This window comes from Microcoleus sp. MON1_C1 (genome assembly GCF_036701945.1).
Taxonomy (GTDB): Bacteria; Cyanobacteriota; Cyanobacteriia; order Cyanobacteriales; family Microcoleaceae; genus Microcoleus.
The window spans coordinates 53,701-78,186 of record NZ_JAUBRO010000038.1; the positions used below are offsets into that span (position 1 = coordinate 53,701).

The 24,486-nt window shown below is 46.4% G+C and carries 22 protein-coding genes and 1 pseudogene; 8 read left to right on the top strand and 15 right to left on the bottom strand.

The genetic code is table 11. From position 1 onward, the window contains the following. The first annotated feature begins 671 nt into the window (after positions 1-671). The gene (locus tag QUA62_RS20720; RefSeq protein ID WP_333220459.1) at positions 672-2,159 is read left to right on the top strand and encodes a DEAD/DEAH box helicase; all 1,488 of its coding nucleotides are present in this window, start codon (positions 672-674) and stop codon (positions 2,157-2,159) included. Between the two features lie 567 nt (positions 2,160-2,726). Here the strand turns inward: QUA62_RS20720 and QUA62_RS20725 are convergent. After that, positions 2,727-3,278, bottom strand: a complete 552-nt coding sequence (locus QUA62_RS20725) for a hypothetical protein (RefSeq protein WP_333406335.1) — start codon at positions 3,276-3,278, stop codon at positions 2,727-2,729. Between the two features lie 407 nt (positions 3,279-3,685). Between QUA62_RS20725 and QUA62_RS20730 the strand changes: the two genes are divergently transcribed. The 4 genes from QUA62_RS20730 (at position 3,686) to QUA62_RS20745 (ending at position 8,677) form a co-directional block, all read left to right on the top strand. Then, positions 3,686-4,888, top strand: a complete 1,203-nt coding sequence (locus QUA62_RS20730; protein ID WP_333406337.1) for a Coenzyme F420 hydrogenase/dehydrogenase, beta subunit C-terminal domain — start codon at positions 3,686-3,688, stop codon at positions 4,886-4,888. 98 nt (positions 4,889-4,986) lie between these two features. Then, positions 4,987-6,021, top strand: coding sequence for a M28 family peptidase (locus tag QUA62_RS20735; RefSeq protein WP_333406339.1), 1,035 nt, complete (start codon positions 4,987-4,989; stop codon positions 6,019-6,021). A 187-nt stretch (positions 6,022-6,208) separates the two neighbouring features. Continuing rightward, positions 6,209-7,279 carry a leucine-rich repeat domain-containing protein gene (locus tag QUA62_RS20740; protein WP_333406340.1) on the top strand — a complete coding sequence of 357 codons (1,071 nt, stop codon included), beginning with the start codon at positions 6,209-6,211 and terminating at the stop codon, positions 7,277-7,279. Positions 7,280-7,327: 48 nt separating this feature from the next. Next, entirely contained in the window at positions 7,328-8,677 is a 1,350-nt protein-coding gene (locus QUA62_RS20745) for a leucine-rich repeat domain-containing protein (RefSeq protein WP_333406341.1), read from the top strand. Positions 8,678-8,734: 57 nt separating this feature from the next. Here QUA62_RS20745 and QUA62_RS20750 read toward each other — a convergent pair whose 3' ends face one another. From QUA62_RS20750 to QUA62_RS20760, 3 genes are read right to left on the bottom strand one after another with little or no spacing between them, the layout of a single operon-like run. Further along, complete coding sequence (locus QUA62_RS20750; RefSeq protein ID WP_333406342.1) at positions 8,735-8,893, bottom strand: element excision factor XisH family protein; 159 nt, start codon at positions 8,891-8,893, stop codon at positions 8,735-8,737. Positions 8,894-8,905: 12 nt separating this feature from the next. Beyond that, positions 8,906-9,277, bottom strand: a complete 372-nt coding sequence (locus QUA62_RS20755; protein WP_333109180.1) for a DUF2237 domain-containing protein — start codon at positions 9,275-9,277, stop codon at positions 8,906-8,908. A gap of 49 nt (positions 9,278-9,326) precedes the next feature. Then, positions 9,327-9,788: a GNAT family N-acetyltransferase gene (locus QUA62_RS20760; protein ID WP_333406345.1), complete on the bottom strand. Its 462-nt coding sequence runs from the start codon at positions 9,786-9,788 to the stop codon at positions 9,327-9,329. Between the two features lie 236 nt (positions 9,789-10,024). On the opposite strand from QUA62_RS20760, the gene QUA62_RS20765 reads away from it, so the two are divergent. Then, positions 10,025-10,657, top strand: a complete 633-nt coding sequence (locus QUA62_RS20765; RefSeq protein WP_333406347.1) for a Vat family streptogramin A O-acetyltransferase — start codon at positions 10,025-10,027, stop codon at positions 10,655-10,657. Between the two features lie 209 nt (positions 10,658-10,866). Here the strand turns inward: QUA62_RS20765 and QUA62_RS20770 are convergent, their stop codons facing one another. Further along, a complete protein-coding gene (locus tag QUA62_RS20770; RefSeq protein WP_333406349.1) occupies positions 10,867-12,099 on the bottom strand; it encodes a methionine gamma-lyase family protein in 1,233 nt (410 codons plus the stop codon). Between the two features lie 80 nt (positions 12,100-12,179). On the opposite strand from QUA62_RS20770, the gene QUA62_RS20775 reads away from it, so the two are divergent. Both QUA62_RS20775 and QUA62_RS20780 read left to right on the top strand, forming a co-directional pair. After that, on the top strand, positions 12,180-12,992 hold the full coding sequence (locus QUA62_RS20775) for an acyl-CoA desaturase (RefSeq protein ID WP_190663096.1): 813 nt from the start codon (positions 12,180-12,182) through the stop codon (positions 12,990-12,992). A 358-nt stretch (positions 12,993-13,350) separates the two neighbouring features. After that, positions 13,351-14,169, top strand: a complete 819-nt coding sequence (locus QUA62_RS20780) for a fatty acid desaturase (protein WP_190663097.1) — start codon at positions 13,351-13,353, stop codon at positions 14,167-14,169. A gap of 128 nt (positions 14,170-14,297) precedes the next feature. On the opposite strand, the gene QUA62_RS20785 is transcribed toward QUA62_RS20780, so the two are convergent. The 10 genes and pseudogenes from QUA62_RS20785 to QUA62_RS20830 form a co-directional block, all read right to left on the bottom strand. After that, positions 14,298-15,143 (bottom strand): ABC transporter permease, encoded by an 846-nt coding sequence (locus tag QUA62_RS20785; protein WP_333216484.1) that lies wholly within the window; start codon positions 15,141-15,143, stop codon positions 14,298-14,300. 97 nt (positions 15,144-15,240) lie between these two features. After that, on the bottom strand, positions 15,241-16,152 hold the full coding sequence (locus tag QUA62_RS20790; protein ID WP_333137887.1) for an ABC transporter permease: 912 nt from the start codon (positions 16,150-16,152) through the stop codon (positions 15,241-15,243). Positions 16,153-16,306: 154 nt separating this feature from the next. Next, positions 16,307-17,437 (bottom strand): extracellular solute-binding protein, encoded by a 1,131-nt coding sequence (locus tag QUA62_RS20795; protein ID WP_333406351.1) that lies wholly within the window; start codon positions 17,435-17,437, stop codon positions 16,307-16,309. Between the two features lie 107 nt (positions 17,438-17,544). Further along, positions 17,545-17,739, bottom strand: coding sequence for a hypothetical protein (locus QUA62_RS20800; protein WP_190663101.1), 195 nt, complete (start codon positions 17,737-17,739; stop codon positions 17,545-17,547). Then, positions 17,712-18,842 carry an ABC transporter ATP-binding protein gene (locus tag QUA62_RS20805; protein WP_006633579.1) on the bottom strand — a complete coding sequence of 377 codons (1,131 nt, stop codon included), beginning with the start codon at positions 18,840-18,842 and terminating at the stop codon, positions 17,712-17,714. Before QUA62_RS20805 ends, QUA62_RS20800 begins: the two co-directional genes overlap by 28 nt. Positions 18,843-19,028: 186 nt before the next feature. Continuing rightward, positions 19,029-19,667 (bottom strand): DUF4340 domain-containing protein, encoded by a 639-nt coding sequence (locus QUA62_RS20810; RefSeq protein ID WP_333406355.1) that lies wholly within the window; start codon positions 19,665-19,667, stop codon positions 19,029-19,031. Positions 19,668-19,933: 266 nt separating this feature from the next. Continuing rightward, a complete protein-coding gene (locus QUA62_RS20815) occupies positions 19,934-22,075 on the bottom strand; it encodes a Gldg family protein (protein ID WP_333406357.1) in 2,142 nt (713 codons plus the stop codon). Between the two features lie 44 nt (positions 22,076-22,119). Continuing rightward, positions 22,120-23,022, bottom strand: a complete 903-nt coding sequence (locus QUA62_RS20820) for an Rpn family recombination-promoting nuclease/putative transposase (RefSeq protein WP_333406359.1) — start codon at positions 23,020-23,022, stop codon at positions 22,120-22,122. Between the two features lie 179 nt (positions 23,023-23,201). Further along, on the bottom strand, positions 23,202-23,993 hold the full coding sequence (locus QUA62_RS20825; RefSeq protein WP_190663106.1) for an ABC transporter permease: 792 nt from the start codon (positions 23,991-23,993) through the stop codon (positions 23,202-23,204). 49 nt (positions 23,994-24,042) lie between these two features. After that, positions 24,043-24,486: pseudogene (locus tag QUA62_RS20830) on the bottom strand (ATP-binding cassette domain-containing protein); the annotation flags it as partial.

Genomic DNA, 24,486 nt, shown 5'->3' on the forward strand with positions numbered 1-24,486 from the left:
TTGTGCAAAGATATGTAGCAAAGGGGTTCTAAACTTTTTTAGCCCCTATCTGGCAATCGACCCTCCCCGTCGGGGTGCGGTAATCTCTACAGAACATCGGAAAATTTTAACGAATTTAATGTTTTGTTTCTGAATGTAAAGAGTTATGATGATAACAAGCCAGAAATAAGCGGGGATAATTTGAGATTGCTTCGCCGTCCGCCCTACACCACAACGGTATCCCGAAAGAGTGTTGAGATGGATAGGCGGTAACGGTCGCCCCATCCCCCGCTCAATCCCGCAGGCGACGGATTGCGGGATAGCGCCTGAACCAAACAACCTGTTACTACTATGTAGTGAAGTGGGGCTGGTCATGATCCTCACTATAAAATGCCTGAGAGGGAAAGCTTGCAAGTACCTCAAAGGAAGTCCAATGTCCTGTTTTAAGAATGTTGGAAGCCTATAACCCGACCCCTGGCGGTTGGTATCGGCGATGTCACAAAATCAAAGACGGCTGTCGAATTGGTAAATTTAGTCACCATCGACGGAGCTGCCCTATACTCGATTGCTATTTAAGAAGGTGCGCGCAGGCGCAGCACCATAAAGAACTCTTATGAGTTCCTGCCCTAGAGCAGAAATCCGCATCCGAGTTGGGCAACTTAGAAGGCTAAGACTCGTTATTAGGAGCATTAATGAATTTATTGTTTGAAGGCTTAGGTCTTTCGGAAGAACTCGTTCTCCATCTGGAAACACTAGGCTTTACAGAACCTACTCCCATCCAAGTACAAGCAATTCCGCACTTGCTAGCAGGTCGCGACGTTGTAGGTCAAGCCCAAACAGGGACAGGCAAAACGGCAGCATTCTCGTTGCCCATCTTGGAGCGGATTGATTTAGATGTAACTGCGGTGCAAGCACTGGTGCTGACGCCGACTCGCGAATTGGCGATGCAAGTAACTGAAGCCATCCGTGATTTGAGCGGCATCAGCAGCGACGGCCCGGTAAAAGTGGGTCGCTCTCTGCAAGTTCTGACAGTGTACGGCGGTCAATCGATCGATCGTCAAATGCAGCGTTTGAAGCGCGGCGTGCACGTCGTCGTCGGTACACCCGGACGCATATTGGATATGCTCAGCCGTGGCAGCCTGAAACTAGACAAGGTAAAGTGGCTGGTTTTGGATGAAGCTGACGAAATGCTGAGCATGGGCTTTATCCAAGATGTGGAAAAAATCTTGGATGCTGCACCAAAAGAACGTCAAACGGCATTTTTCTCGGCGACGATGGAAGCTTCCATTCGGAAACTGGTGGCGCGGCATTTGCGTAACCCAGTCAACGTCACCGTAGAACAGCCAAAAGCAACGCCAAAGCGCATCAGCCAAGGCGTGTACATGATTCCCCGTGGCTGGTCGAAGGCAAGAGCCCTACAGCCAATTTTAGAAATGGAAGACCCGGAATCTGCACTGATTTTTGTGCGGACTCGGCAGTCGGCGGCAGAACTCACCAGCCAACTGCAAGCAGCCGGTCACAGCGTTGATGAGTATCACGGTAATTTGAATCAGGCACAGCGGGAACGCTTGCTGCATCGGTTCCGCCAATGTCAGGTGCGCTGGGTAGTGGCGACTGATATTGCGGCGCGGGGTTTGGACGTGGATCACTTGACTCACGTGATTAACTACGATTTGCCCGACAGTGTGGAAAGCTACGTTCACCGGATCGGACGCACGGGCCGGGCGGGTCGCGAAGGAACGGCAATTACGCTGATTCAACCGGTCGATCGCCGCAAACTGCGCTTGATTGAACGCCACGTTCGATCGAGCTTGACGGTGCGAAACATTCCGACACGGGCGCAAATTGAAGCTCGTCAGTTGGAAAAGATGCAGGGTAAAGTTCGCGAAGCTTTGGCTGGCGAACGGATGGCATCTTTCTTGCCTCTGGTGTCTCAGTTATCCGAGGAGTACGACTCCCACGCGATCGCCGCTGCTGCTTTGCAAATGGCTTTCGATCAAAGCCGTCCTGCTTGGATGGGCGCGGATTACGCTCAACAAGAAGATCCCCCGATTGGTGGAGAAAACAGCGTCAAGCCAATCTTGATCAAGAAGCGGGCTAAGACTGGTGCACCGAGTAATTCTGTACCAGCGCCGACTTTTTCTGGAGCACCGAGTGCTCCTGTTCCCCAGAACAGCTAATTGGTAAAGTGCACAATGTGCACCTGATTTAGAACTTTTGTAGAGATGCGATCAATCGCACCTCTACTTTTTTTTATGGGTGTGAGCCCAAATCCGAGATCGCTCGGCGCTTGAAACCGCGAACAAACTTTCGTCCACTCCTAGCGGACTGAGAATTGGAGAAGTAAAGATGCAAGGAAAGCGATCGGACAATTGCTGTAACTAATTCTACGCTGAGTACGTTAATTGAAGAATTGGGTACTGAGTGTCAAAATGTGATTACTTTAATCGCTCAGCTTCAGTTACCTGATTTGAGCGATCGACAAAAAGCTGAAATTCTAGCAGAGTTCCTTCCTCTCTGCAATCCATCTCAACGTTCACTGCGGAGAGGACTTTCAGACGCTAGTTGCTGAGGAAATGACAAAATTGTCGGATGAGGATGAAGAGGATTAAGGAGACGCGGGCGATCGCACATGAGGAAAAAGACCTCCAGTCAACTCACAGAAAGGCTAAAAAACCTCATAAATAAGAAATAAAGTCCTTACTACAAACTTGTGAACCCGGACTTTTGCACTGTGGTTTAATATTTCAGTTGATCTGCGTGCTCACAATAATTTTTTGCACGCGATCGCCCTTAGTTTCCAAAATCAAATTAGAAGCCTTTTGGTCATTGCTGTAAGTCAAGCGAGTCACTCCACCCTGCACTGATTGCGACCCGTAACCGTAAGTTTTAACGACTTTTTGGATGTTATCTCCTAGCTTCACACCATCAATTGTCAGAAACTTGGGATTGGTAGTAGAAACTAAATAAACTTTGCCATCCCATGCTGCTACCGTCAATCCTGAGTAGGTTAGCGTGCGAATCTTGCCACCGGTGCCATGCCCAGCAGGTTTAGTTTCGTCGCGCTGCGGTTTTCCCAACTTACGTTTTGCCTCTTCTACAGGCATCCCCAACCGAACGCCGCCAACCCCCAGGCGCGAATAGTTCAGCGCCGCCGGCTTTTGTGTTGCGCTGAGCATTCTTTCTAGAGTCGCAACAGTTTGATTCATAGCAGGAACAGGACGAACTAAAGCAGCAAATCCTAAGCTCGAAATGGCGAGATTCATCATGATGCCAGCGACGGCTGTGGTCACAAACATTTTTACCATTTTTTTTATAGCTTTATTTGGCAATTTATTCGCGCGATCGCCCGCTATATCCGGATTGATACTAATAGGACTTACACAAACACTCCTGGACGCACTGCGCTGCTCTGAAACCGGATTTTTTTTACCAAAACTACACAAAGAAACTCGGTTTTTATCCTAAATCTTAGGTTTAACAGTGAGGTATTCAGCAAGAAACCGGGTTTCTAGCGCAACCTAGGTAAGTCCTGACTAATATTTTTTAAGCTTTGAAAACCGCCAATTTCGGGCGAACCGAATTTGCTCCCGCCCAAGCTTGCGTCCGCCTACTGGGACTAAAAGAAAGAATAAAGGAGGTAAATCAACGGAAATTGCTGTGATATCCTAACAAAAGCCATATCTCGATAAAATTAGCAATTTAGATGACCGCAACAGATTCTACTAAACACCAAAAATCCAAAGCCCTCAAACCGGGTAGCCGCCGCCCCGCTAAAGAACTTTGCAGCGAGTGCGGTTTGTGCGATACATATTACATCCATTATGTCAAGGAATCTTGTGCTTTCTTAACACAGCACATCGCGGAATTAGAAGAAGAGATTCACGGGCGATCGCGCAATCTCGACAATCCCGACGATTGGTATTTCGGAGTCAGTCAAAATATGATGGCTGCTCGGAAAAAAGAGCCGATCGAGGGCGCTCAGTGGACGGGAATCGTCAGCACAATTGCGATTGAAATGCTCGAAAAAGGAATTGTAGAAGGCGTTGTTTGCGTACAAAATACTAAGGAAGACCGCTTTCAGCCGATGCCGATTATTGCTAGAAATCGCGCAGAAATTTTGGCAGCAAAAGTCAACAAACCAACTCTCTCTCCCAATCTTTCAGTATTAGAACAAATCGAACAATCTGGGATGAAGCGACTGTTAGTAATTGGCGTCGGCTGTCAAATTCAAGCCTTGCGAACAGTCGAGAAAAAACTCGGTTTAGAAAAGCTCTACGTTTTGGGAACTCCCTGTGTCGATAATGTCAGCCGTGCGGGCTTGCAGAAATTCCTAGACACGACTAGCCGCTCTCCAGAAACAGTGGTTTCTTACGAGTTTATGCAAGACTTTAACGTTCACTTCAAACACGAAGATGGTTCGGAAGAAAAAGTGCCGTTTTTTGGCTTGAATACTAAGGAGTTGAAAGATGTTTTTGCTCCTTCTTGTTTGAGCTGTTTTGATTATGTCAATTCTTTAGCTGATTTAGTTGTGGGCTACATGGGCGCACCCTTTGGCTGGCAGTGGATTGTAGTGCGAAATGACACCGGGCAAGAGATGTTAGACTTGGTAACGGAGCAGTTAAATACTCAGCCCGTAATGTCTAAGGGAAACCGAAAAGAAGCGGTTCAGCAAAGCATTCCAGCTTATGAAAAAGGGGTGACTTTGCCAATGTGGGCGGCGAAGTTAATGGGAGTTTTTATTGAGAGAATTGGGCCGAAGGGTTTGGAATATGCTCGGTTTTCGATTGACTCTCATTTCACTCGGAATTATCTGTACGTGAAGCGCAATTACCCGGAGAAATTAGAGGCTCATGTGCCGGAATATGCTAAGCGGATTGTGGCGCAGTATAAGTTACCAGATGTGTAAACTTGTAGGGTGCGTCAGTCAGGAGTTGTTTGATTATTGAAAAAATAACGCTAACTGATGCACCCTGCTACTCAAGGATAGCAAAAGATAGAAAACAAATGCTATTGGGAAAAATTGAATTATGGAATCGCAGAACGTTACCTAGACTGGCTATCCTTAGTACGATCTTAATTAGTCTGATTAGTGGGATATGGTTGAGTATGATTGCAATGCCAGGGAAAAGCTACAGCGGGACAATTCCCCCTTTAACAGCACAGGAAATCTCGCTCCGAGATGCTTTACAGCGCGATGTGGAAAAGCTCTCTGGTGAAATCGGAGAGCGCAACTTTATACACTATCAAAAACTTGGAGAAGCCGCTGACTTTCTCGAAGCATCTTTTCAAGCTGCTGGCTATAAAGTTGAACGACAAGGATATAAAATTGATGATAAATTTTATTATAACATAGAAGTGGAGATTCCAGGGGGAAAAAAGGCAGATGAAATAGTTGTAATTGGGGCACATTATGATTCTGTGGTCGGGAGTCCAGGGGCCAATGATAACGCAACTGGGGCGGCGGGAGTGCTGGCTTTAGCGAGAATGTTTGCAGGTAAAAAGCCGGAAAAAACTGTGCGTTTTGTTGAGTTTGTGAATGAGGAACCGCCTTTTTTCTGGACGGCTGATATGGGGAGTTTGGTTTATGCGAAAAGATGCAGAGAGCGTAATGAAAAAATTGTTTCGATGCTCAGTTTAGAAACAATTGGTTATTACTCAGATGCCAAAAACAGTCAGAAATATCTAGCACCATTAAACCTTTTTTATCCTACATCGGGAAATTTTATCGGATTTATTGGCAATACATCCTCAAGTAAACTGGTTAGAGAGGCGATCGCATCTTTCCGCCGCCATGCTGAATTTCCCTCGGAAGGTGCAGCAATTCCGGGTGGCATTCCTGGTGTGGGTTGGTCAGATCAATGGTCTTTTTGGCAACATGGTTATCCAGGGCTGATGGTGACAGATACTGCTCCCTATCGCTATCCTTACTATCACACGGCGCAAGATACACCCGATAAGGTTGACTGGGAACGGACGGCGAAGGTGATAGCTGGATTGGAGAAAGTTGTGGCAGATTTGGTGGGAGTTGATATTAATTAGTTGAGTGGGTGCGGAGCGTGTAAATATCTTCGCTGGGAACAGAATATTATGCAAAAGGACGCACCTACAAATTAGTATAAGTTGCGTGAGTAAGGTGATTAAGAGAGTTTGTAATAGATGTTTGGCAGGGACACGGCAATACCGTGTCTTTGTTGTATAAAGTTGGGAAAAGTAGAGGTACGAGATTATGAGACTCACAGTTGCACACAAACACATGAATTTACAAAAATTGATCGCACTTACTTGTTGTGCGATCCTAGCATTATCGGGAAATGGACTGTCTGCCAAGGCCGCAGAAACGCAACCGGGAAACAGTAGACGAACATTTGCCGATTGGTGTCGCCAAAAAGCTTCCTTGAGTCCTGAAGCTAAACATACTGTTGAGGTGCTGTTGCAGAAAGCTGAGACTACTGAGTGCGATGCGGCTAATCAGAAACTTTCGATTCTCACCGAACTCGCTCTCCACGACAATGAAATCAGCGACATCAAACCTTTGCAATCCTTGACTAACCTAACTACGCTCGAGCTCCAGAACAATCAAATCAGCGACATCAAACCGCTAGAATCCTTGACTAGCCTGACTTTGCTCGACCTCGACAACAATCTTCTGGGCGACATCAAACCCTTACAATCTTTGACTAACCTGTTTGAACTCGACCTCAGCGACAATAAAATCAGCGACATTAAACCGCTCGAATCCTTGACTAACCTGACTGTGCTCGACCTCACCAACAATAAAATCAGCGACATTAAACCGCTCGAATCCTTGACTAAACTGACTTTGCTCTTGCTCGGCAACAATAAAATCAGCGACATTAAACCGCTCGAATCCTTGACTAACCTGAAAGAGCTCTGGCTCTACACCAATAAAATCAGCGACATTAAACCGCTAGAATCCTTGACTAACCTGACTTTGCTCGTCCTCTCAACAAATCTTCTGGGCGACATTAAACCGCTAGAATCCTTGACTAACCTGACTGGGCTCGACCTCGACACCAATAAAATCAGCGACATCAAACCGCTAGAATCCTTGACTAACCTGACTTTGCTCTCCCTCAATAACAATCAAATCAGCGACATCCAACCCTTAGAATCTTTGAGTAACCTGGCAACTCTCTCCCTCAATAACAATCAAATCAACGGCATCAAACCGCTCGCATCTTTGACTAAACTGGCTAACCTCGACCTCAGCGGAAATCCGATCGCTCCCAAAACTTGCCCGCTCAAGCCAGAGTCTATCTGTAATTGGGAACCCTGAAATTAAATGCTCAAACTTTACTGTTGGGGAAATTAGAGGTACAAGATTATGACACTCATAGTGGCACACAAACACATGAAGTTACCAAAGTCGATCGCACTTACTTGTTGTCTGCTTCTAGCATTATCTGGAAATGGACTGTCTGCCAAGGCCGCAGAAACGCGATCGGGAAACATGAGACGAACATTTGCCGATTGGTGTCGCCAAAAAGCTGATTTGAGTCCTGAAGCTAAACATACTGTTGAGGTTCTGTTGCAGCAAGCAGGGACTACTGAGTGCGATGCGGCTAATCAGAAACTTTCCAGTCTCACGAATCTCTGGTTCGCCTACAATCAAATCAGCGATATCAAACCCCTAGCATCCTTGACTAACCTGACTTCGCTCGGGCTCAACGACAATCACATCAGCGACATCAAACCGCTAGCATCCTTGACTAACCTAAGAGCGCTCAGGCTCAACAACAGTCAAATCAGCGACATCAAACCGCTAGCATCTTTGACTAACCTGACCGATCTCTACCTCAACAACAATAAAATCAGCGACATCAAACCGCTAGCATCCTTGGCTAAACTGACTTCGCTCGACCTCAACGGAAATCTAATCAGCGACATCAAACCCCTAGCATCTTTGACTAACCTGACCGATCTCTACCTCAACGGAAATCTAATCAGCGACATCAAGCCCCTAGCATCTTTGACTAACCTAAGTTGGCTCTACCTCATCGACAATCAAATCAGCGACATTAAACCCCTAGCATCTTTGACTAACCTGACCGATCTCTACCTCAACGGAAATCTAATCAGCGACATCAAGCCCCTAGCATCTTTGACTAACCTAAGTTGGCTCTACCTCAACGGAAATCAAATCAGCGACATCAAGCCCCTAGCATCTTTGACTAACCTAAGAGCGCTCTGGCTCAATAACAATCAAATCAGCGATATCAAACCGCTAGCATCCTTGGCTAAACTGACTTCGCTCAACCTCATTGACAATCAAATCAGCGACATCAGACCCCTAGCATCCTTGGCTAAACTGACTTCGCTCAAACTCATCGACAATCAAATCAGCGACATCAGACCTTTAGAATCCTTAACTAAACTGACTTTACTCTGGCTTGACAACAATCAAATTAGTGACATCAAACCCCTAGCATCTTTGATTAACCTGACACAGCTCGACCTCAACAACAATCAAATTAGTGACATCAAACCTTTGCAATCTTTGACTAAACTGACTGTGATCAGGCTTAGCGAAAATCCGATCGCTCCCAAAAATTGCCCTCTTAAGCCAGAGTCTATCTGTTATTGGGAAGCACCAACCAACCCCCCGATAGATACTCGTTTGGGAGTCCCTATGTTTCCCGGCGGTCCAGTATTTGCACCTGAATTTCCCCGTTAATTGGTGCTATCTTGCTGTCTTCAATTAGGAGTTTTTGAATGCACTGACGGTAATGCTCTAGTCGATCCATTTGACTATTGCCTCCTGAACTGGGTTATACACAATAAGCTTGACTTGATGTTGTCGAACCGACGCTTGAGGTAATTCCCGAGTGAAAAAAGATTCGTAAGTTGCGATGGGAACTGCTAAATATAAAGTGCGATCGGGCGATCGCACACCAACATCCTCCTACAAATCAGCAGCGTGCTGCTTCAATTCATCCAAAGAAACGTATTCCAAAGTCAAGGCGTGAGTCGCGGCCAAAACCACAGGTGGCGCCACTCCTGCATCCATTGCTTCCTTCCACCTAGACGCGCACAAACACCAGCAATCCCCAGGCTTCAAACCCGGAAAGTTAAATTCGGGAACCGGAGTGCTCAAATCATTTCCATTCGACTTGGTGAATTGCAAAAACTCTTCTGTCAGTTGAGCACAAACAGTGTGAGCCCCAAAGTCGCCACCACCTGTATTGCATTTGCCGTCTCGATAATACCCCGTCATTGGCGAAGTGCAGCAATTCTCTAACTTTCCGCCCAGCACATTTGTAGCTTCCGTCACCATCGCAACTCCTGAGTAAAACTCTTCGATCTAATTTTACACAAATCGTTGTTTATATATTTTTTTCCATCGCAAAGTTGATGAATTTTTGTCCTCTGCGTTCTACTTCTTGTTTTCTAATCACAATAAATCCCTGGGTTTCAAAAAAAGGTCGAGCTGTAATGCTGGCTTCGGTAAATAACTTGTTAATTCCTAAGTCTTTGGCTTTTGACTCAATTTGTTTTAAAATTAGCCTGCCGACTCCTTGCCTTTGAAAATCTTGATGACAGTAAAAGCGATCGATATGGCCGCTTGCTTCTAATTCCCCAAAACCTGCAATTTGATCGCCCTCTTCTGCTACGAAAGTAAATTTACTGCTTAAACTTTTAATCCAACTTTCGATATCCATATCTGCTGGTGCCCAAGCATCTACTTGTGCTTTTGTGTAATCGCGGATGTTTACTTCGTGTACGGTGTTGTAAAACAGTTTTACAATTTGTTGGGTATCACCGATTTCGTAGGTTCGTACTCTCATAAATTATCTCACTGCGATCGCTTCTTTAATATTAATTTGGGATTTTTAACCGCTTCGGAACGCGGATGGATATTGGCTTTTACCATTTTGTCTCATTTCTTGCAGGGCGATCGACCCAAAATTTCTCGCCGACCACTTGACAAACTTTATTACTCTATGTTATTGAAGCAGAAGCAAACCTCACTCGAACTAACACTACATCAATCCAGCAGCTTAACGAATAAGGATGGAAACTTATGACAGAAATTGGGCCCGATCCAAACCGACCTTATCCGATGGCCGATCAGCGGCGCGTATGCTTCATCAAAAACTTTATTAAATCCGCCAACATTATCGTCGGCGATTACTCATATTACGACGATCCAATAGAGCCAGAAAATTTTGAAAAAAATGTACTTTATAACTACGGAAACGACAAATTAATTATTGGTAAATTTTGTGCGATCGCCACCAACGTCAAATTCATTATGAACGGTGCAAATCACAAACTAGACGGGATTTCAACTTATCCTTTTCCTGTTTTTGGGAATGGTTGGGAAACAGCCATGAATTTATTAATGGAACTGCCAAGTAAAGGCGATACCGTCATTGGCAATGATGTTTGGATCGGCTATGAATCCCTGATTATGCCCGGAGTCAAAATCGGCGACGGTGCCGTCATTGCAGCCAAATCCGTTGTAGTAAAAGACATTCCCGCTTACACCGTTGTTGGTGGAAATCCCGCACATCCAATCAAACAGCGTTTTAGCGATGCTGAAGTTGCACAACTCTTAGAAATTCGGTGGTGGGATTGGGAAATCGACAAGATTTCGCGCAATGTCAGCATCATTATGCAAAGCGATATTCAAGCACTCAAAAATGCGGAGTAAACTCGCAAATACAGCGATATTAATTTTAACTTTGATCCTGTGTACCGGTTCCGGCGCGATCGAAGGCGAGCCAACTCCCAGCAGCCGATCCCGGATACATCTTCTAATCTGCGTTCATCAGCGTCAATCTGCCTGCATCTGCGGTCAAAAAATCCCCAAAAATCACCCTGCAAACCCAGGGAGCCCCCATACCGCACCGCCCCTACAACTTACTTAGCCGGGCCCACAGCCTCGATCGCATCCTCAAGAGCGATCGATACATGAGTCCAATGAGTCCCCCCCTGACAAAAAGCCACATAGGGTTCTCGCAAAGGCCCGTCAGCCGAAAACTCCGACGTACTCCCATCAATAAAAGTACCCCCAGCCATCACCAACTGACTCTCGTACCCCGGCATCGGAGCCGGCACCGGATCTAAATAGGAACCCACGGGGGAATTTTGCTGAACCGCCCGACAAAAAGCAATTAACTTATCAGCCGAACCAAATTCGATCGCCTGAATCACATCTCGTCTTCTAGCCAAAGGCATAGGATTCACTCGATAACCCAACTCATAAAAAACATAAGCCGTTAAATGATTGCCTTTGATCGCCTCTCCCACCAACCCGGGAGCCAAAAAAAGACCCTGAAACAGCAAGCGATTCAAATCAAAAGTTGCGCCGCCGCTGCTGCCAATTCCCGGTGCCGTCAAGCGACAAGTTGCCGCCTCCACCAAATCAGCCCTCCCGGCGACGTAACCTCCTGCAGGGACGATCGTACCCCCCGGATTTTTGATTAAAGAACCAGCCATCAGATCCGCACCCACAGCAGTAGGTTCGCAATCCTCGACAAACTCCCCGTAACAATTATCAACAAAGCAAATTGTGTTAGGATTCTGATGTTTGACTACGGCGACGATTTTTTCAATCTCAGAAATAGACAAACTCGACCGCCAAGAATAGCCGCAAGAGCGCTGGATAAAAACCAGGCGAGTCTTTGCTGAAATAGTAGAGCTCAATGCCTGCCAATCCAAACTTCCTTCCCGAGTTAGAGGCAACTCACGGTAACTAATGCCAAACTCAAGCAGTGAACCTTGACCTTGCCCTCGCAAGCCGATCACTTCTTCTAAAGTATCGTAGGGAGAACCAGCCACTGCCAACATTTCGTCACCAGGACGCAGGATGCCAAAAAGAGCACAGGCGATCGCGTGAGTACCCGAAACAAACTGTACCCGGACAGCCGCGGCCTCTGCCCCTACCACTTCGGCAAATAACCCGTCCAAAGTCTCTCGACCCAAATCATCGTGGCCGTAACCCGTAACCCCTGCAAAATGGTGGACTCCAACCCGGTGGCTGCGAAAAGCTTTTAAGACTCGTTGAAGATTTTGCTTGACTGTCGTGTCAATACCAGAAAAAATCTGAAAGAGTGCCTGTTCTGCTTCCTGTAGCCGTGAAACGCTATTCATCTATACCTCGCTCACCAGTTGCGTGCGCGCTGTTCATTATGGCGTAGATGCGGCCCCTAGTTTGTAAACATAATATATTCATGACGATTGCAACTTCCAAAAAAACTTCTCCTGATTGGCCTGTCGTAGGCTTTATGGCCTTTCTGCACATCGGTGCTTTATTTGCTTTGCTGCCTGGTAACTTTAGCTGGTCTGCGGTTGGGCTAGCAGTCTTTCTGCATTGGGTAACAGGTGGTTTAGGAATTACTCTCGGATATCACCGCCTAGTCACCCACCGCAGTTTTCAAACACCGAAATGGCTAGAGTATTTTCTAGTTATTTGCGGTACTCTTTCCTGTGAAGGTGGCCCGATCGACTGGGTAGGAATGCACCGGTTACACCACATACATTCCGACACCGAAACAGATCCCCACGATTCCAATCAAGGCTTCTGGTGGAGCCACATGGGCTGGATGCTGTCGGATCTCCCCATCAGAGTGGAAATCCCGCGCTTTACTAAAGACATCGGCGACGACCCAGTATACAAGTTTCTCCAAGCATATTTTATCCCCATCCAAGTCGTCTTCGGTGTGTTGCTTTATTTATTAGGCGGCTGGTCTTTCGTGGTTTGGGGCGTGTTTATGCGGATCGTGGTGGTGTTCCACTGCACTTGGCTGGTTAACAGCGCTACCCACAAATTTGGCTACCGCACCTACGAGTCGGGCGATGGATCGACGAACTGCTGGTGGGTTGCCCTGCTCACCTACGGCGAAGGCTGGCACAACAACCACCACGCCTTTCAATACTCGGCTCGCCACGGCCTCCAATGGTGGGAAATCGACTTCACCTGGATGACAATTCAACTGCTTCAAGCACTTGGTTTGGCAACCAAAGTGAAATTAGCCGAAAAATAGCGATCGGCAATTAGTCATTGGTTGTCGGTCATCAGGTCTGGACTAATGGCTCGTGACCAATGCCTAATCGTGTTTTTGCGATCGGTAGAGGTTGGGTTGAACAAAGATCGAATCCCCTGGTGCGATCGACCCAACCAAAACCAGAATCAGTTATAATAGAGTTGGGAACAAAAAATTTTGTTTGGCAGCCAAATTTTTTATTTTCAAAATACAACGGTAAATCTTTTTCAATCCTAATCCAAAATCTATCATTGATTCTTTATTAGTTTGGGCAAGAGTGCAGCAAAAAAGTTCACTGTTCAATCCAAACTATTATGCGTGAATTCAGCTCGGCATCTCATCAGAAATCAAAAAGAGAATGACAATTGCAACGCAAGAAAAACTCCAATACAATTGGAAGCACGTTATTAGTTTAGCAGGACTTCATATCGGCGCTTTGTTCGCACTGCTACCCAGTAACTTCAATTGGACAGCAGTTGGTTTAACAGTATTCATGCACTGGATAACCGGCGGTTTGGGAATAACTCTCGGATGGCATCGAATGCTCACCCACCGCAGTTTTCAGACACCAAAATTCGTAGAATACTTTCTAGCATTTTGCGGAGCCCTTGCCTGTCAAGGAGGAATAATTGATTGGGTTGGGCTGCACCGATTGCACCACACCAACTCTGACCAAAATGCGCTCGACCCTCACAATGCCCAAAAGGGTTTTTGGTGGAGTCACCTCGGCTGGATGCTATATAAAGGTCCAGCTCACGCTGAAATTTCTCGCTGCACAAAAGACATTTCGAGCGACCCCTTTTACCAGTTTTTGCAAAACTACTTTCTCCCCATTCAAATCGCATTTGGCGTGTTGCTTTACTTAGCAGCAGGCTGGCCTTTTGTAGTTTGGGTAATTTTTGTCCGCTTAGTTGCGGTATATCACTGCACTTGGTTTGTTAACAGCGCCACTCACAAATTTGGCTACCGCACTTACGAAACCGAAGATAGTTCTACTAACTGTTGGTGGGTTGCGGTTTTGACTTACGGCGAAGGCTGGCACAACAACCACCACGCTTTTCAATACTCTGCGCGTCACGGTATGAAATGGTGGGAAATTGACTTCACTTGGATGACAATTCAAGTCATGGAAGCACTAGGTTTGGCTACTAAGGTGAAATTACCAGCAGCAAAATAGCAGCAATTCAGCCCTAGACGCAGAACCTCTGTAGGGTTTCAACTGCGTACCTTACCGCCTCAGAAACCCGGTTTCTCAAAGAAACCGGGTTTTTTGGTGAGTAATAACCAATGAGCAATGACCAATGACTAATGAGTCCGTTTTTGCTCGCCCCGGCCGCGCAAATATTCCGCTAAAAATGCCAATCCTCCCGAACCTACTATCAACAGCACGCTGAGAGCATTAATATCAGGTTTCACCCCAGTCCGAATCCGGCTAAAAATTTCCATCGGCAGAGTTGTAGTCCCGCTACCTGCGGTAAAACTCGCAATCAAAAAATCGTCCATGCTGAGGACAAAAGACAGCAGACAACCGGAAACAATTCCGGGTATTAATTGAGGGAGCAAAACCTGAATAAAAGCTTCAACAGGCGTTGCACCCAAATCCAAGGCAGCCTCTTCTAAATACGGGTTTAAATCGGCCAATCTAGTAGAAACAGCTAGGGCGATGTAAGCCAGACAAAACACAATGTGAGCGGCGACAATTGTCCACAAACTCAGAGGAATAGCCAGCGCTGCTAAAAATACCAGAGTAGCAACTGCGGTAGCAATATCTGGAATAATAATCGGCAAGTAGGAGACTCCCTGATATAAACTCTTGCCAGGAAAGCGGTAGCGGGCTAAACCAACCGCCATCAAAGTGCCAAGTACAGCCGAGATTGCAACTGCACAAACAGCCACTGTTAAACTGTTTCTTAGGGCAACTAAAATCCGCGTATCGCTAAATAATTTAACGTACCAATCTAAAGTAAATCCTTCCCAGCCGGCGCTAAAACGCGATTTGTTAAAGCTGTAAAATGTGAGTACCAGGATGGGCAGGTACATATAAAAAAACATCAAAACGGCAAATATTACCTGCCAAGAAACCTTAAATTTAGGTTTTAAGTACATATCGGCTTGTATTTCCTCCTGTGGATGGTCGGCGGTATTTTCCATTTCTCGGTAATCGGTAATTGGTAATCGGTAATTGGTAATAGGTTAGGATTGTTTTCTTCCTTCTTCCTTCTTGCTTCTTCCTTCTTCCTTTAACATCCTAAATTGCATTACGATCGCCATATTTGAGCAAAAGGGCAATTCCGATACTCACTGCAAAGATTAATACCATACTCAGAGCCGAACCCAGCCCCCAATTTTGAGTGGCCCCCAAAAACTGATTGTAAATCAAACGAGCCGCCGTCATACTCGAAGCTCCACCGAGCAACTCCGGATCGACAAAATCGCCCAAACTGCTAATAAATACTAGCAAAGAACCCGCAGCAATTCCCGGCATAGTCTGAGGTACTGTCACTTTCCAGAAAGTTTCCACTGGATTCGCACCCAAATCCTGAGATGCTTCTAGCAACCTGCGATCTAACTTTTCCAAAGAAGCGTAGAGAATTGTCACGATATAAGGCAAATAACTGTAAGCCATGCCGATTAGAACTGCGGAACTTTGATTGAGCAATTCTAGAGGAGGGATGCCCAAAAGTCCCAGGAGCGAGTTGAGAACACCCGTAGGACGCAAAATTGTAATCCAAGCATACGATCGCAACAGCGAAGAAGTCCACAGCGGCAACACAAAGCCTAACAAAGTTAAATTTCGCCACTTTTTCGAGACATTGAGGGCGATCCAGTAAGCGACGGGAAATCCCAGCAGCAAACACAGAATAGTAGTCCCCGTTGCGAAAAAGAGAGATCGACCCATCACCTGTAAATTCAGCGGCTCAAACACTCTCAGGTAATTGCCGATTCCCGAAGGATTCACCAAATCTCCCGGCTTAATATTCGGCACCAAACTAAGCTGAAAAATCACCAAAGTTGGTATGACTAATAATAAAAGCAGCAACAAGCCTGAAGGGCCCAGCAATGCCAGTGGCCCAGCCCAAGCAGACCACGGGGAAACAGTTTCAGCCTTCAAAGGAGAATTGGGAGGAATAGGAGGGGGAGTTCTAGTTGAAACAGCCATAGATCAATTGTTTTGAGTTTTTAACCGCTGATGAACGCGGGTTAACGCGGATATAATACGGATAGAGTGGGCGCTCTGCTTTAGGGGGGCAGGTTGATGTATATATTGGGTAAGAATCAGAGATTGCCTGTAAAACCCGCCCTAGGTTTGATGATTAGCCGCTGGTTAATTGAGTCCAATAGCGATCGTACACTTCCATAAATTTGCCTACCGGAGCCACACCTTCGCACTTTTTCAAAACAGCTTCCGAAGGAAAAAGAATGTCGTTTTCGCGAACTTCCGGGGGCAACAAACTAAAAGCATCTTCCGAAGGAGTTGAAAAACTGAGCCGCTCTACTAAAGAAGCAGCGACATCGGGTTGCAGCATAAAGTTAATCCATTTATAAGCTGCTTCGGGATTGGGAGAACCTTTAGGAATTACTAAAGTGTCAGTCCACAGAGAAGAACCGCTTTTGGGGACGACATACTTCAATTTATCGTTATCTGAAATTACTTCATTAGCATCAGAAGAATAACACATAGCTACCTTCAAATCCCCCGTCAGCATTTGAGGCCGCCAAGCATCAGTAGTAAAAGATGCGATCGCCGGTTTGAGTTCCACCAACTTTTCGTAAGCTTGTTTCACTTGCTCTTGGTTCGTAGAATTCAGAGAATAGCCCAGCATCCGCAACGCAGCGCCCATGACTTCTCGAACATCACTCGCCAGCGTCATTCGCTTTGCTAACTCCTGTTTGTGCTGCCACAAATACTCCCAATCTTCAGGAGCTTCTTTGAGTTGTTCGGTGTTGTAAATCAAGCCTGTGGTTCCCCAACTCAAAGGCACGCTGTAGCGGTTTCCTGGGTCATAAACAGGGTTTTGGAACTGTTTTCTGAGCCGATCGAGCCCGCCCAAACTCGACTGGTCTAATGGGCTCAACAGCCCGAGTTCCGTCATTTGAACCACCATGTAATCAGATGGGTAAATGATGCTGTAGGCGCGGGCGCCACCGGCTTGAACTCTCGCCAGCATTTCTTCGTTGGAGCTAAACACGTCAGCCACTACGCGAATGCCGGTTTTTTCGGCAAAGCGATCGAGCAAAGCTTCATCGGTATAGCCTGCCCAAGTATAGATGAAAAGTTGGTCGGCAGAGCCTTTGACGGCAGGAGCAGATTGTACGTCTGCAAGTCGCCAGCCGCAACTCGAAGCAGCTAACCCGGAAATTGTCGCCGCCGAATTTTTTAGGAACTGACGGCGTGTAGAATTAGCCGGAAAAATCCTGGAAATTGGTAAGTTAGTCGGAGGCACAGTTAGATTTTAGATTTTAGATTTTAGATTTTAGATTGGGGAAGTGGGGATTGGGAAATTCGATTTTAGATTTTAGATTTTAGATTGGGCAATTAGGGATTGGGAAATTAGATTAAATCGGTTAAATCCCGTACACTGCTCGTTACCGAACTTCCCTGCAACATCCATCCGTTAAATCGGTTAAATCCCGTACACTGTTCGTTGCCGAACTTCCCGACCTCCGTGACATCCGTTAAATCTCGATCGCGTGTTCGTTGCCGAACTTCCTTCGTAATTATGCTCGATCGGTCAAAGCGAGACAATCAGTAGTTCCCCAATAAGCGTAAATCGGCGTGTGCGGATCTGGGAAAGAACCGCCGGTATTTGGCTGGCGTACAGTAATTTTATCCCCCGACGCCAACTCAACCACGTAATGAACGTGCGTGCCCATGTACATGGTATTTTTGAGCCGCCCTTCAAAACAGTTGACCGACACTTCCGGCTGGTAGAGATTCAAATATACTTTTTCCGGCCGAACGCTGACCACAACAGAGTCGCCTGTGACACCACTCCACATATCCGACTGCTGAACGACTATTTTCAGATTGGCTGATGTGCGAACTGTGATAGTCGATCGGTCGATCGACTCCACCGTACCAGAAAACAAATTCGTATCACCAATAAAATCCGCCACAAAAGCCGTCTGCGGACACTCATAAATTTCTTCAGGAGAGCCAATTTGCTCAATCCTGCCCTCGTGCATCACCGCAATCCGGTCAGACAGACTCATCGCCTCTTCTTGGTCGTGAGTCACCATCACAAAAGTCAAACCCAATTCTTGATGCAAATTCGACAGTTCCAACTGCATCTGCTTCCGCAACTTCAAATCCAGAGCACCTAGGGGCTCGTCCAGCAGCAAAACCGCCGGTCGATTTACCAGAGCTCTCGCCAAAGCCACCCGCTGCTGCTGGCCACCGGACATTTGACCGGGAAACCTGTTGGCGAAAGATTCCATTTTCACCAATTGCAAAACTTCCCGTACCCGTTCTTCAATTTCTGCTTTCCCCAGCTTTTTTATCCGCAATCCAAAAGCGATATTGTCCCAGACATTCATGTGTCCGAACAAAGCATAGCTTTGAAACACAGTATTTACCGGACGGCGGTAAGCTGGAGTGTTGGTCATCGACTGGCCCCGAATCATCAATTCGCCCGCCGAGGGAGTCTCGAACCCAGCGATTAACCGCAGGGTCGTAGTCTTGCCGCAGCCGCTAGGCCCGAGAATGCTAAAAAATTCTCCTTGGCGGATGTTGAGGTCTACTCCGCGGACTGCGGTTTCGCCGTTAAATACCTTAAAGACCTTGCGGAGTTCAACGTCAAGCGCTGTATCCGTTGCTGTCGTACCTTGGTTGAGTGCTGTCTGAAACATATTCGCCCTTTCCTGGGGGTAATGCACGCTACTTAAATACAGTTTAAGTTTAGACTTTTCTGTATTTTAGGTGAGGAATGTTGGATGTAACAGGTTTTGGGATTTGTTCTTTAAATTCTATCCCAGAGTGCTACTGGGTAATACCGAATCTCCTGTGTCCCGCACCCAATTCGAGCGACCGGCCATCTATTTATTCTCAGGACTTGGCGTGGGAGAGGGTTTTTGCGGTTTGTCTGTTTTGGGTGCTTCTGCTTTTTTCCACTCTGACAAAGGTCGCTGGACGGCATTTTTAAAGTCAAAAGGCACTAGCAGCACGGGCAAATTTTGGGTTGAATTTTGAGGGGGCGCTTCCGGCGGATTGGCTTGAGCGTACAAGAAGCGGCCGCTAAAGTCTGTTTTGCCTAAAACTAGACGGTGAGTTTCCTGGTTGTCCAGCTTTACTGTGACTGTAGCTTGGGGTTGGTCGAGACCGAATTCTGGCAGTTGAGCAGCAGTAATATTAATCGTGCGATCGCTCTTTCCTGTTGCGAGCCTGTCTAGCAAAAAATCCACAGATGCCTGACTTGCGTGTGCTTGCACTGGCAATTTCATTTCCCAGCTAGACTTGCCTCCTTTTGTAGCATAAACTCGCTCAAAGGTCAATATTTTTTCGGGAGTTTTGACTGTAAAGAATTGTATGCGATCGGAGTTAAAAGCAAAAATTTTCTGTTTTTCTTCCTTAGCGGCTTCCTCTTTCGGAGATACTTGCATCTCGAACAAAGCAACCAACCCCGTCATGCTCAGCGCGACGGCTATCAATACTAATGTATTTTTCTGCAATTTCATAGTAACAGCGAATTCGGCATGGTAATGGGGAATGGGGAATGGGGAATGTGGAATGGGCAATTGGTAAGAGACGCCCCTTAGGGAAATTAGGAATTAGAAACTTGTACGTTCGCGTAGCCGAAGTATTAGGAATTGACAATGGGTAAGGTGCGCGGCCGGCGCCCCTTACGGAATTAGGAATTAGGAATTGGTAATGGGTAAGAGGTGGAAAAACCAGAAAGAGGCAAATAAATCCGTTAAATTCCTTACAGAATTTGTTGCCAAACTTATCTTCTCTTCCACCAGATAGCACCGCCAATTCCCAGTCCGAGTAAAGGCCAAATTAGCCAAGCTAACACCAGCAATCCTACTTGGATGGTCGTCATGTTAATACGGCGGTTGGTAGCTTTTTTCGGACTGATAGAAAAGCTTTGCTGGTCTGGTTTACTCAACCAACTGACGGAATTGAGAAACACGTCGCTATTGAGTTGTTGGTCAAACCAACCGTTAGTCACAAATTGAGATGTGCCAATTACTACCATTCGTGATGTTTTTCTAGAAGCTGAAGGCAAAGAAGGAGTTGCGGTTGGACTGGGAGATGTTGTGGGAGATTCTGTGGGAGATGTTTCTGGTGTCGGTGTGGGAGATTCTGTGGGAGATTCTGTCGGTGTTGGCGAACTTTCTGGATATGCTGTCGGAGATGCTGCTGGTGTTGGCGAAGTCGTCGGTAATGCTGGAGGCGTAGCTTCTTGCGAGACAATCACCGAATAGCTGATTGGGGAAGCTGTTGGTGAAGTTGTCGGCGATGGTGAAGTTGTCGGTGACGGTGAAGTTGTCGGCGACGGTGAAGTTGTCGGCGACGGTGAAGTTGTCGGCGATGGTGAAGTTGTTGGCGATGGTGAAGTTGTTGGCGATGGCGAAGTTGTTGGCGACGGTGAAGTTGTTGGCGATGGCGAAGTTGTTGGCGACGGTGAAGTTGTTGGCGATGGCGAAGTTGTTGGCGAGGGGGAAGTTGTTGGCGAGGGAGAAGTTGTCGGCGATGGTGAATCTGTCGGCGATGCTTGGGGTGAAGGCGATGGCGTTGCGGGTGATGCTTGGGGTGAAGGCGAGGGCGAAGTTGGTGTTGGTGAAGGTGAGGGGTTTAAGGGAGTGCTGTCAGTGGACGATCGAACTAAAGCTACACCTAATAATAGCGGGCCTTGTCGATCGGTCTTCTGATCAAACTCCAATTTCTTAGTCGTCAAATCGCTTTCCGCCCAACTTTCCTGACTCGTCCAAATCAGCGGTTTTTCCTCTATCCCTTCTACTGGCGAGGTTTCCACAGCACGCGCAAACGGATAAAATGAAATACCGTTGCCAAAACTTTGAGTAATCGGATGTTCGCCGTAGCGCCTGACTGTGGGAACCGTGGGGCCGAGGCCAAATCTTTGACCAGTGCCCGAAGCATCGATGGCCAAACGGGTGTCTAGTTTTACGCCCCATTCTTGCAGCAATTTGTCTAATCCCGTATCAATTGCCGGGTCTACCATTAACAATAAACTGCCGCCGCGATCGAGATAAGCTCTTAGTGCTTTAATTTCTGTATCGGAAAACGGTTTGTCCTGCCCCGGAACGATTAAAGCATCTGCATCTTCTGGCACTTCTTTGCGTTCAGTCAAATTCAGCGTTTGGGCGTTGTAGTATTTATCTTTCAGAGCTTTTTCAGCTTGCTGAATTCCGCCTTGACCTTCCTTTAGCGGGCGGGCTCCTTTGCCTTGCAAAAAGTAAACTGTAGCAACGCGAGTGCTCAGGATTTCTTCTAAGCCATTGGTAAGTTTTATCTCTGAAAGCCCTTGATTCGGGTCGCTACCAAAAGCAGTGCCGCCTTTTTGCAGTACCTGTTTTTTGTCACCGGATTGCAGGTAAACTTCTCCGATGCTAGTAATACTAAATTCCCGCGCTTTTCCCGGTTGGGTCTGCGGGTCAACAAACTCGAATTGGAATTTTTCGCCTCCCTCGCGTTTGTAGCTTTGCAGCAATTCTTTAATTTGGGGGTTTTGGATGGGGTCAAATACCCAAACTTTGACTGTTTGTTGCAAGTTTCGCAGTATTTGTTGAGTCTGCGGGGCGAGGCTAAATTGTTGGCTTTCGGTTAAGTCGATGCGGACGGGATAGCGAACGGCTATAAAGTTAATTACTCCGAGAATCACAAAGACGGCGAGGGTAGCAATCAGGGCGTTGGTGCCCGCTTGAGTGGAACGCTGCCCCCAAAAGCTTTGTTCGTAACTCAAATATAGCAGCCAAAGTGCGATCGTCACTGCTCCGGCAATAACTAAACCGACTGTCAATGCTTCCCATACTCCGGATACCAGTGCTGCTGTTACCCCCGCTGCGATGAGGAGGGGGCCCAGCAAAAACACGTATTTCCAATTTTTTTTGCTAATTTTCATAAGGTAAATATTCAGTGAGAAAATTCCGGTTCGAGGATGTTATTCTATATCGCATTAGCCTGCAACCATGCTGTTAAATCTGACTGATGGTTGAAATCCATAACGGCATCTCCTAGTTCTTCTAATTGCTCTACGCCTAATTGACGGATGCAGTTTTCCGTTTCCGGTTGTATTGTGCCTAAACGCCGCACTAGCTGACGCAATATTAACGATAGTTGAGCGGTTTTTGTCACCTGTTCTCTTGCTACATCTATCGCAATCTGCTGGTCTTGAATCCACAGTTCTTGCTTCTGCAATTCATTTAATTCTTCCGGAGTGAAGTTGTCCTCGCTGGCAATTCTAAAAGCTTTCTGAATTTCTGGTACTGCATTGAGTGTTTCTGGTACTGCCTCCAGATTGCTGGTATTTTCGAGAAAGTAAATCCATTGATCTGCAGTTGTTTCTAATTCGGCTAATTCCTTGCTAAATTTCGGCAGTTCGATAAATACTAATTCTATTTCAGTATCTGGACACTCAAACTGTTGCTCTTTTTCTTGGAAAACGAACCGCGACATAAATTCCGGCTGATTTTCAAACATTTCAAAGTCGGTAATTTTCAAAGAAATTACTGTTTTTAGTCTTTCGTAGCGTTCTTTTCCTGTTAATTGCTGGCTGTAGCTTTTGGCAGCGTTGTACAAAACTCTGTTCCCAAAGGAAGGCACGTTGATCAGTTGAATTTCAACTAGGGCGATTCTGTCGCCGTTAATTGTGGCTTTGACATCTAGGTGTGTGTCTTGGACTCCGAGAGTTGGAGTTTCTGGCGGGGAGTCGATTATTTCTAAGTCTTCGATGATCGGCTGTGCTTCATAAAGGATGGCGTTTAAAAAATTAATCAGGATGTCTTTGCTGTCGCTGGAACCGAATATTTTTTTGAACGCAAAGTCGATTTTGGGATTGATAAATCTCATTCTTTCAAGTAATTAGTGGAATAACTAACATTAATTGGGAACTGGGAATTGGGCATTGGGAATTGGGCATTGGGCATTGCGAATTGGGAAGTGGTGGTTTTTCCTTTAATGTGCAACTCTCCAAATCTCTTACTTTCCCACTCTTTCTTCTTGATTCCCCGAAGCCTTCCCTGATGCTTTTAAGAACGCTGATATCGCAGCGCATCGATGGATTGGGCGGTCAGAAATACTCCTAAAATGATGTAACTGGCCAACATAATTAAACTGCTGGTATCGAAAACTCCCTTGACAAGATTGGTGTAATTTGTTAGGAGGGACAAATGTCCTAATGCTGTTCCGAAAGGGCCACCGATACCGACGGCGGCTGCATCGATCACCCAGAGAAATAATACTAGGGCGAAGGTGAGGATGGCGGATAAAATTGTGCTGTCGGTGAGGGAGGAAATAAACATTCCGAGCGACAATACTCCTGCTGCTAGTAATATTAAGCCGGCGTGTCCTAGCAGAAGAACTCCGGGGGGTACGGGTGGGGTTGAGGAACTGAGGACGATCGCCTCGCAGAACAGCAGGGGCAGCAACATTGTGGTATAAAATGTTAAAACTCCCAGGAGTTTGCCGGTAGCAACTGCCCAGTTTGTTAAGGGCGATGTGGCTAATAGTTCTAAGGTGCCCCGTTTGCGTTCTTCTGCGTAAAGTCCCATTGAGAGTGCGGGTAGTACGAACAAGGAAAGGGAACCCATGATTCGCAGGAAGAGTTGCAGGAATTCGTAAGCAACGTCGATGGGAGGTTCGGTAATTCCCATTTGGTCTCGCTGGCCGATTTGGGGAATTAACCCGTCGGGGGCGAGGAGGATAGCTATTAAAAAGTAGCCGGTGATTAGCCAAAAGACTGCTGCGATGGCATAGGCTAATGGCGAGGCAAAATAGCTTTGTAGTTCTTTGCGGTAAATTGCGATAATATTACTAATCATTACTAACCTTTAGGAATTGGGAATGGGTAATTGGCCATTGGTAATTGGTTCATTCTGATTCGCCTGCGGGTGGTTTTTCGCTGTCGTCTCTATCCTTTTGCTTTTTTTCTATTTGTCGCTTTTTGGCAATAGGTGGCTGTTCTGGTCGAGAATCGCTACTCGGTTGTGGCTTTTTTTTAAGTGGTCGATTTTTTACAACTGGTTGGGATTCTGGTTGAGAAGGTGGGCTCGACTTTGGTGTTTCTAAAACTTCGAGATTTTCGACAATCGGTTCTGGTTGAGAAGGTTGGCTCGACTTTGGTGTTTCTGAAACTTCGAGATTTTCGACAACCGGTTCTGGTTGAGAAGGTTGGCTCGACTTTGGTGTTTCTGAAACTTCGAGATTTTCGACAATCGGTTCTGGTTGAGAAGGTTGGCTCGACTTTGGTGTTTCTGAAACTTCGAGATTTTCGACAACCGGTTCTGGTTGAGAAGGTTGGCTCGACTTTGGTGT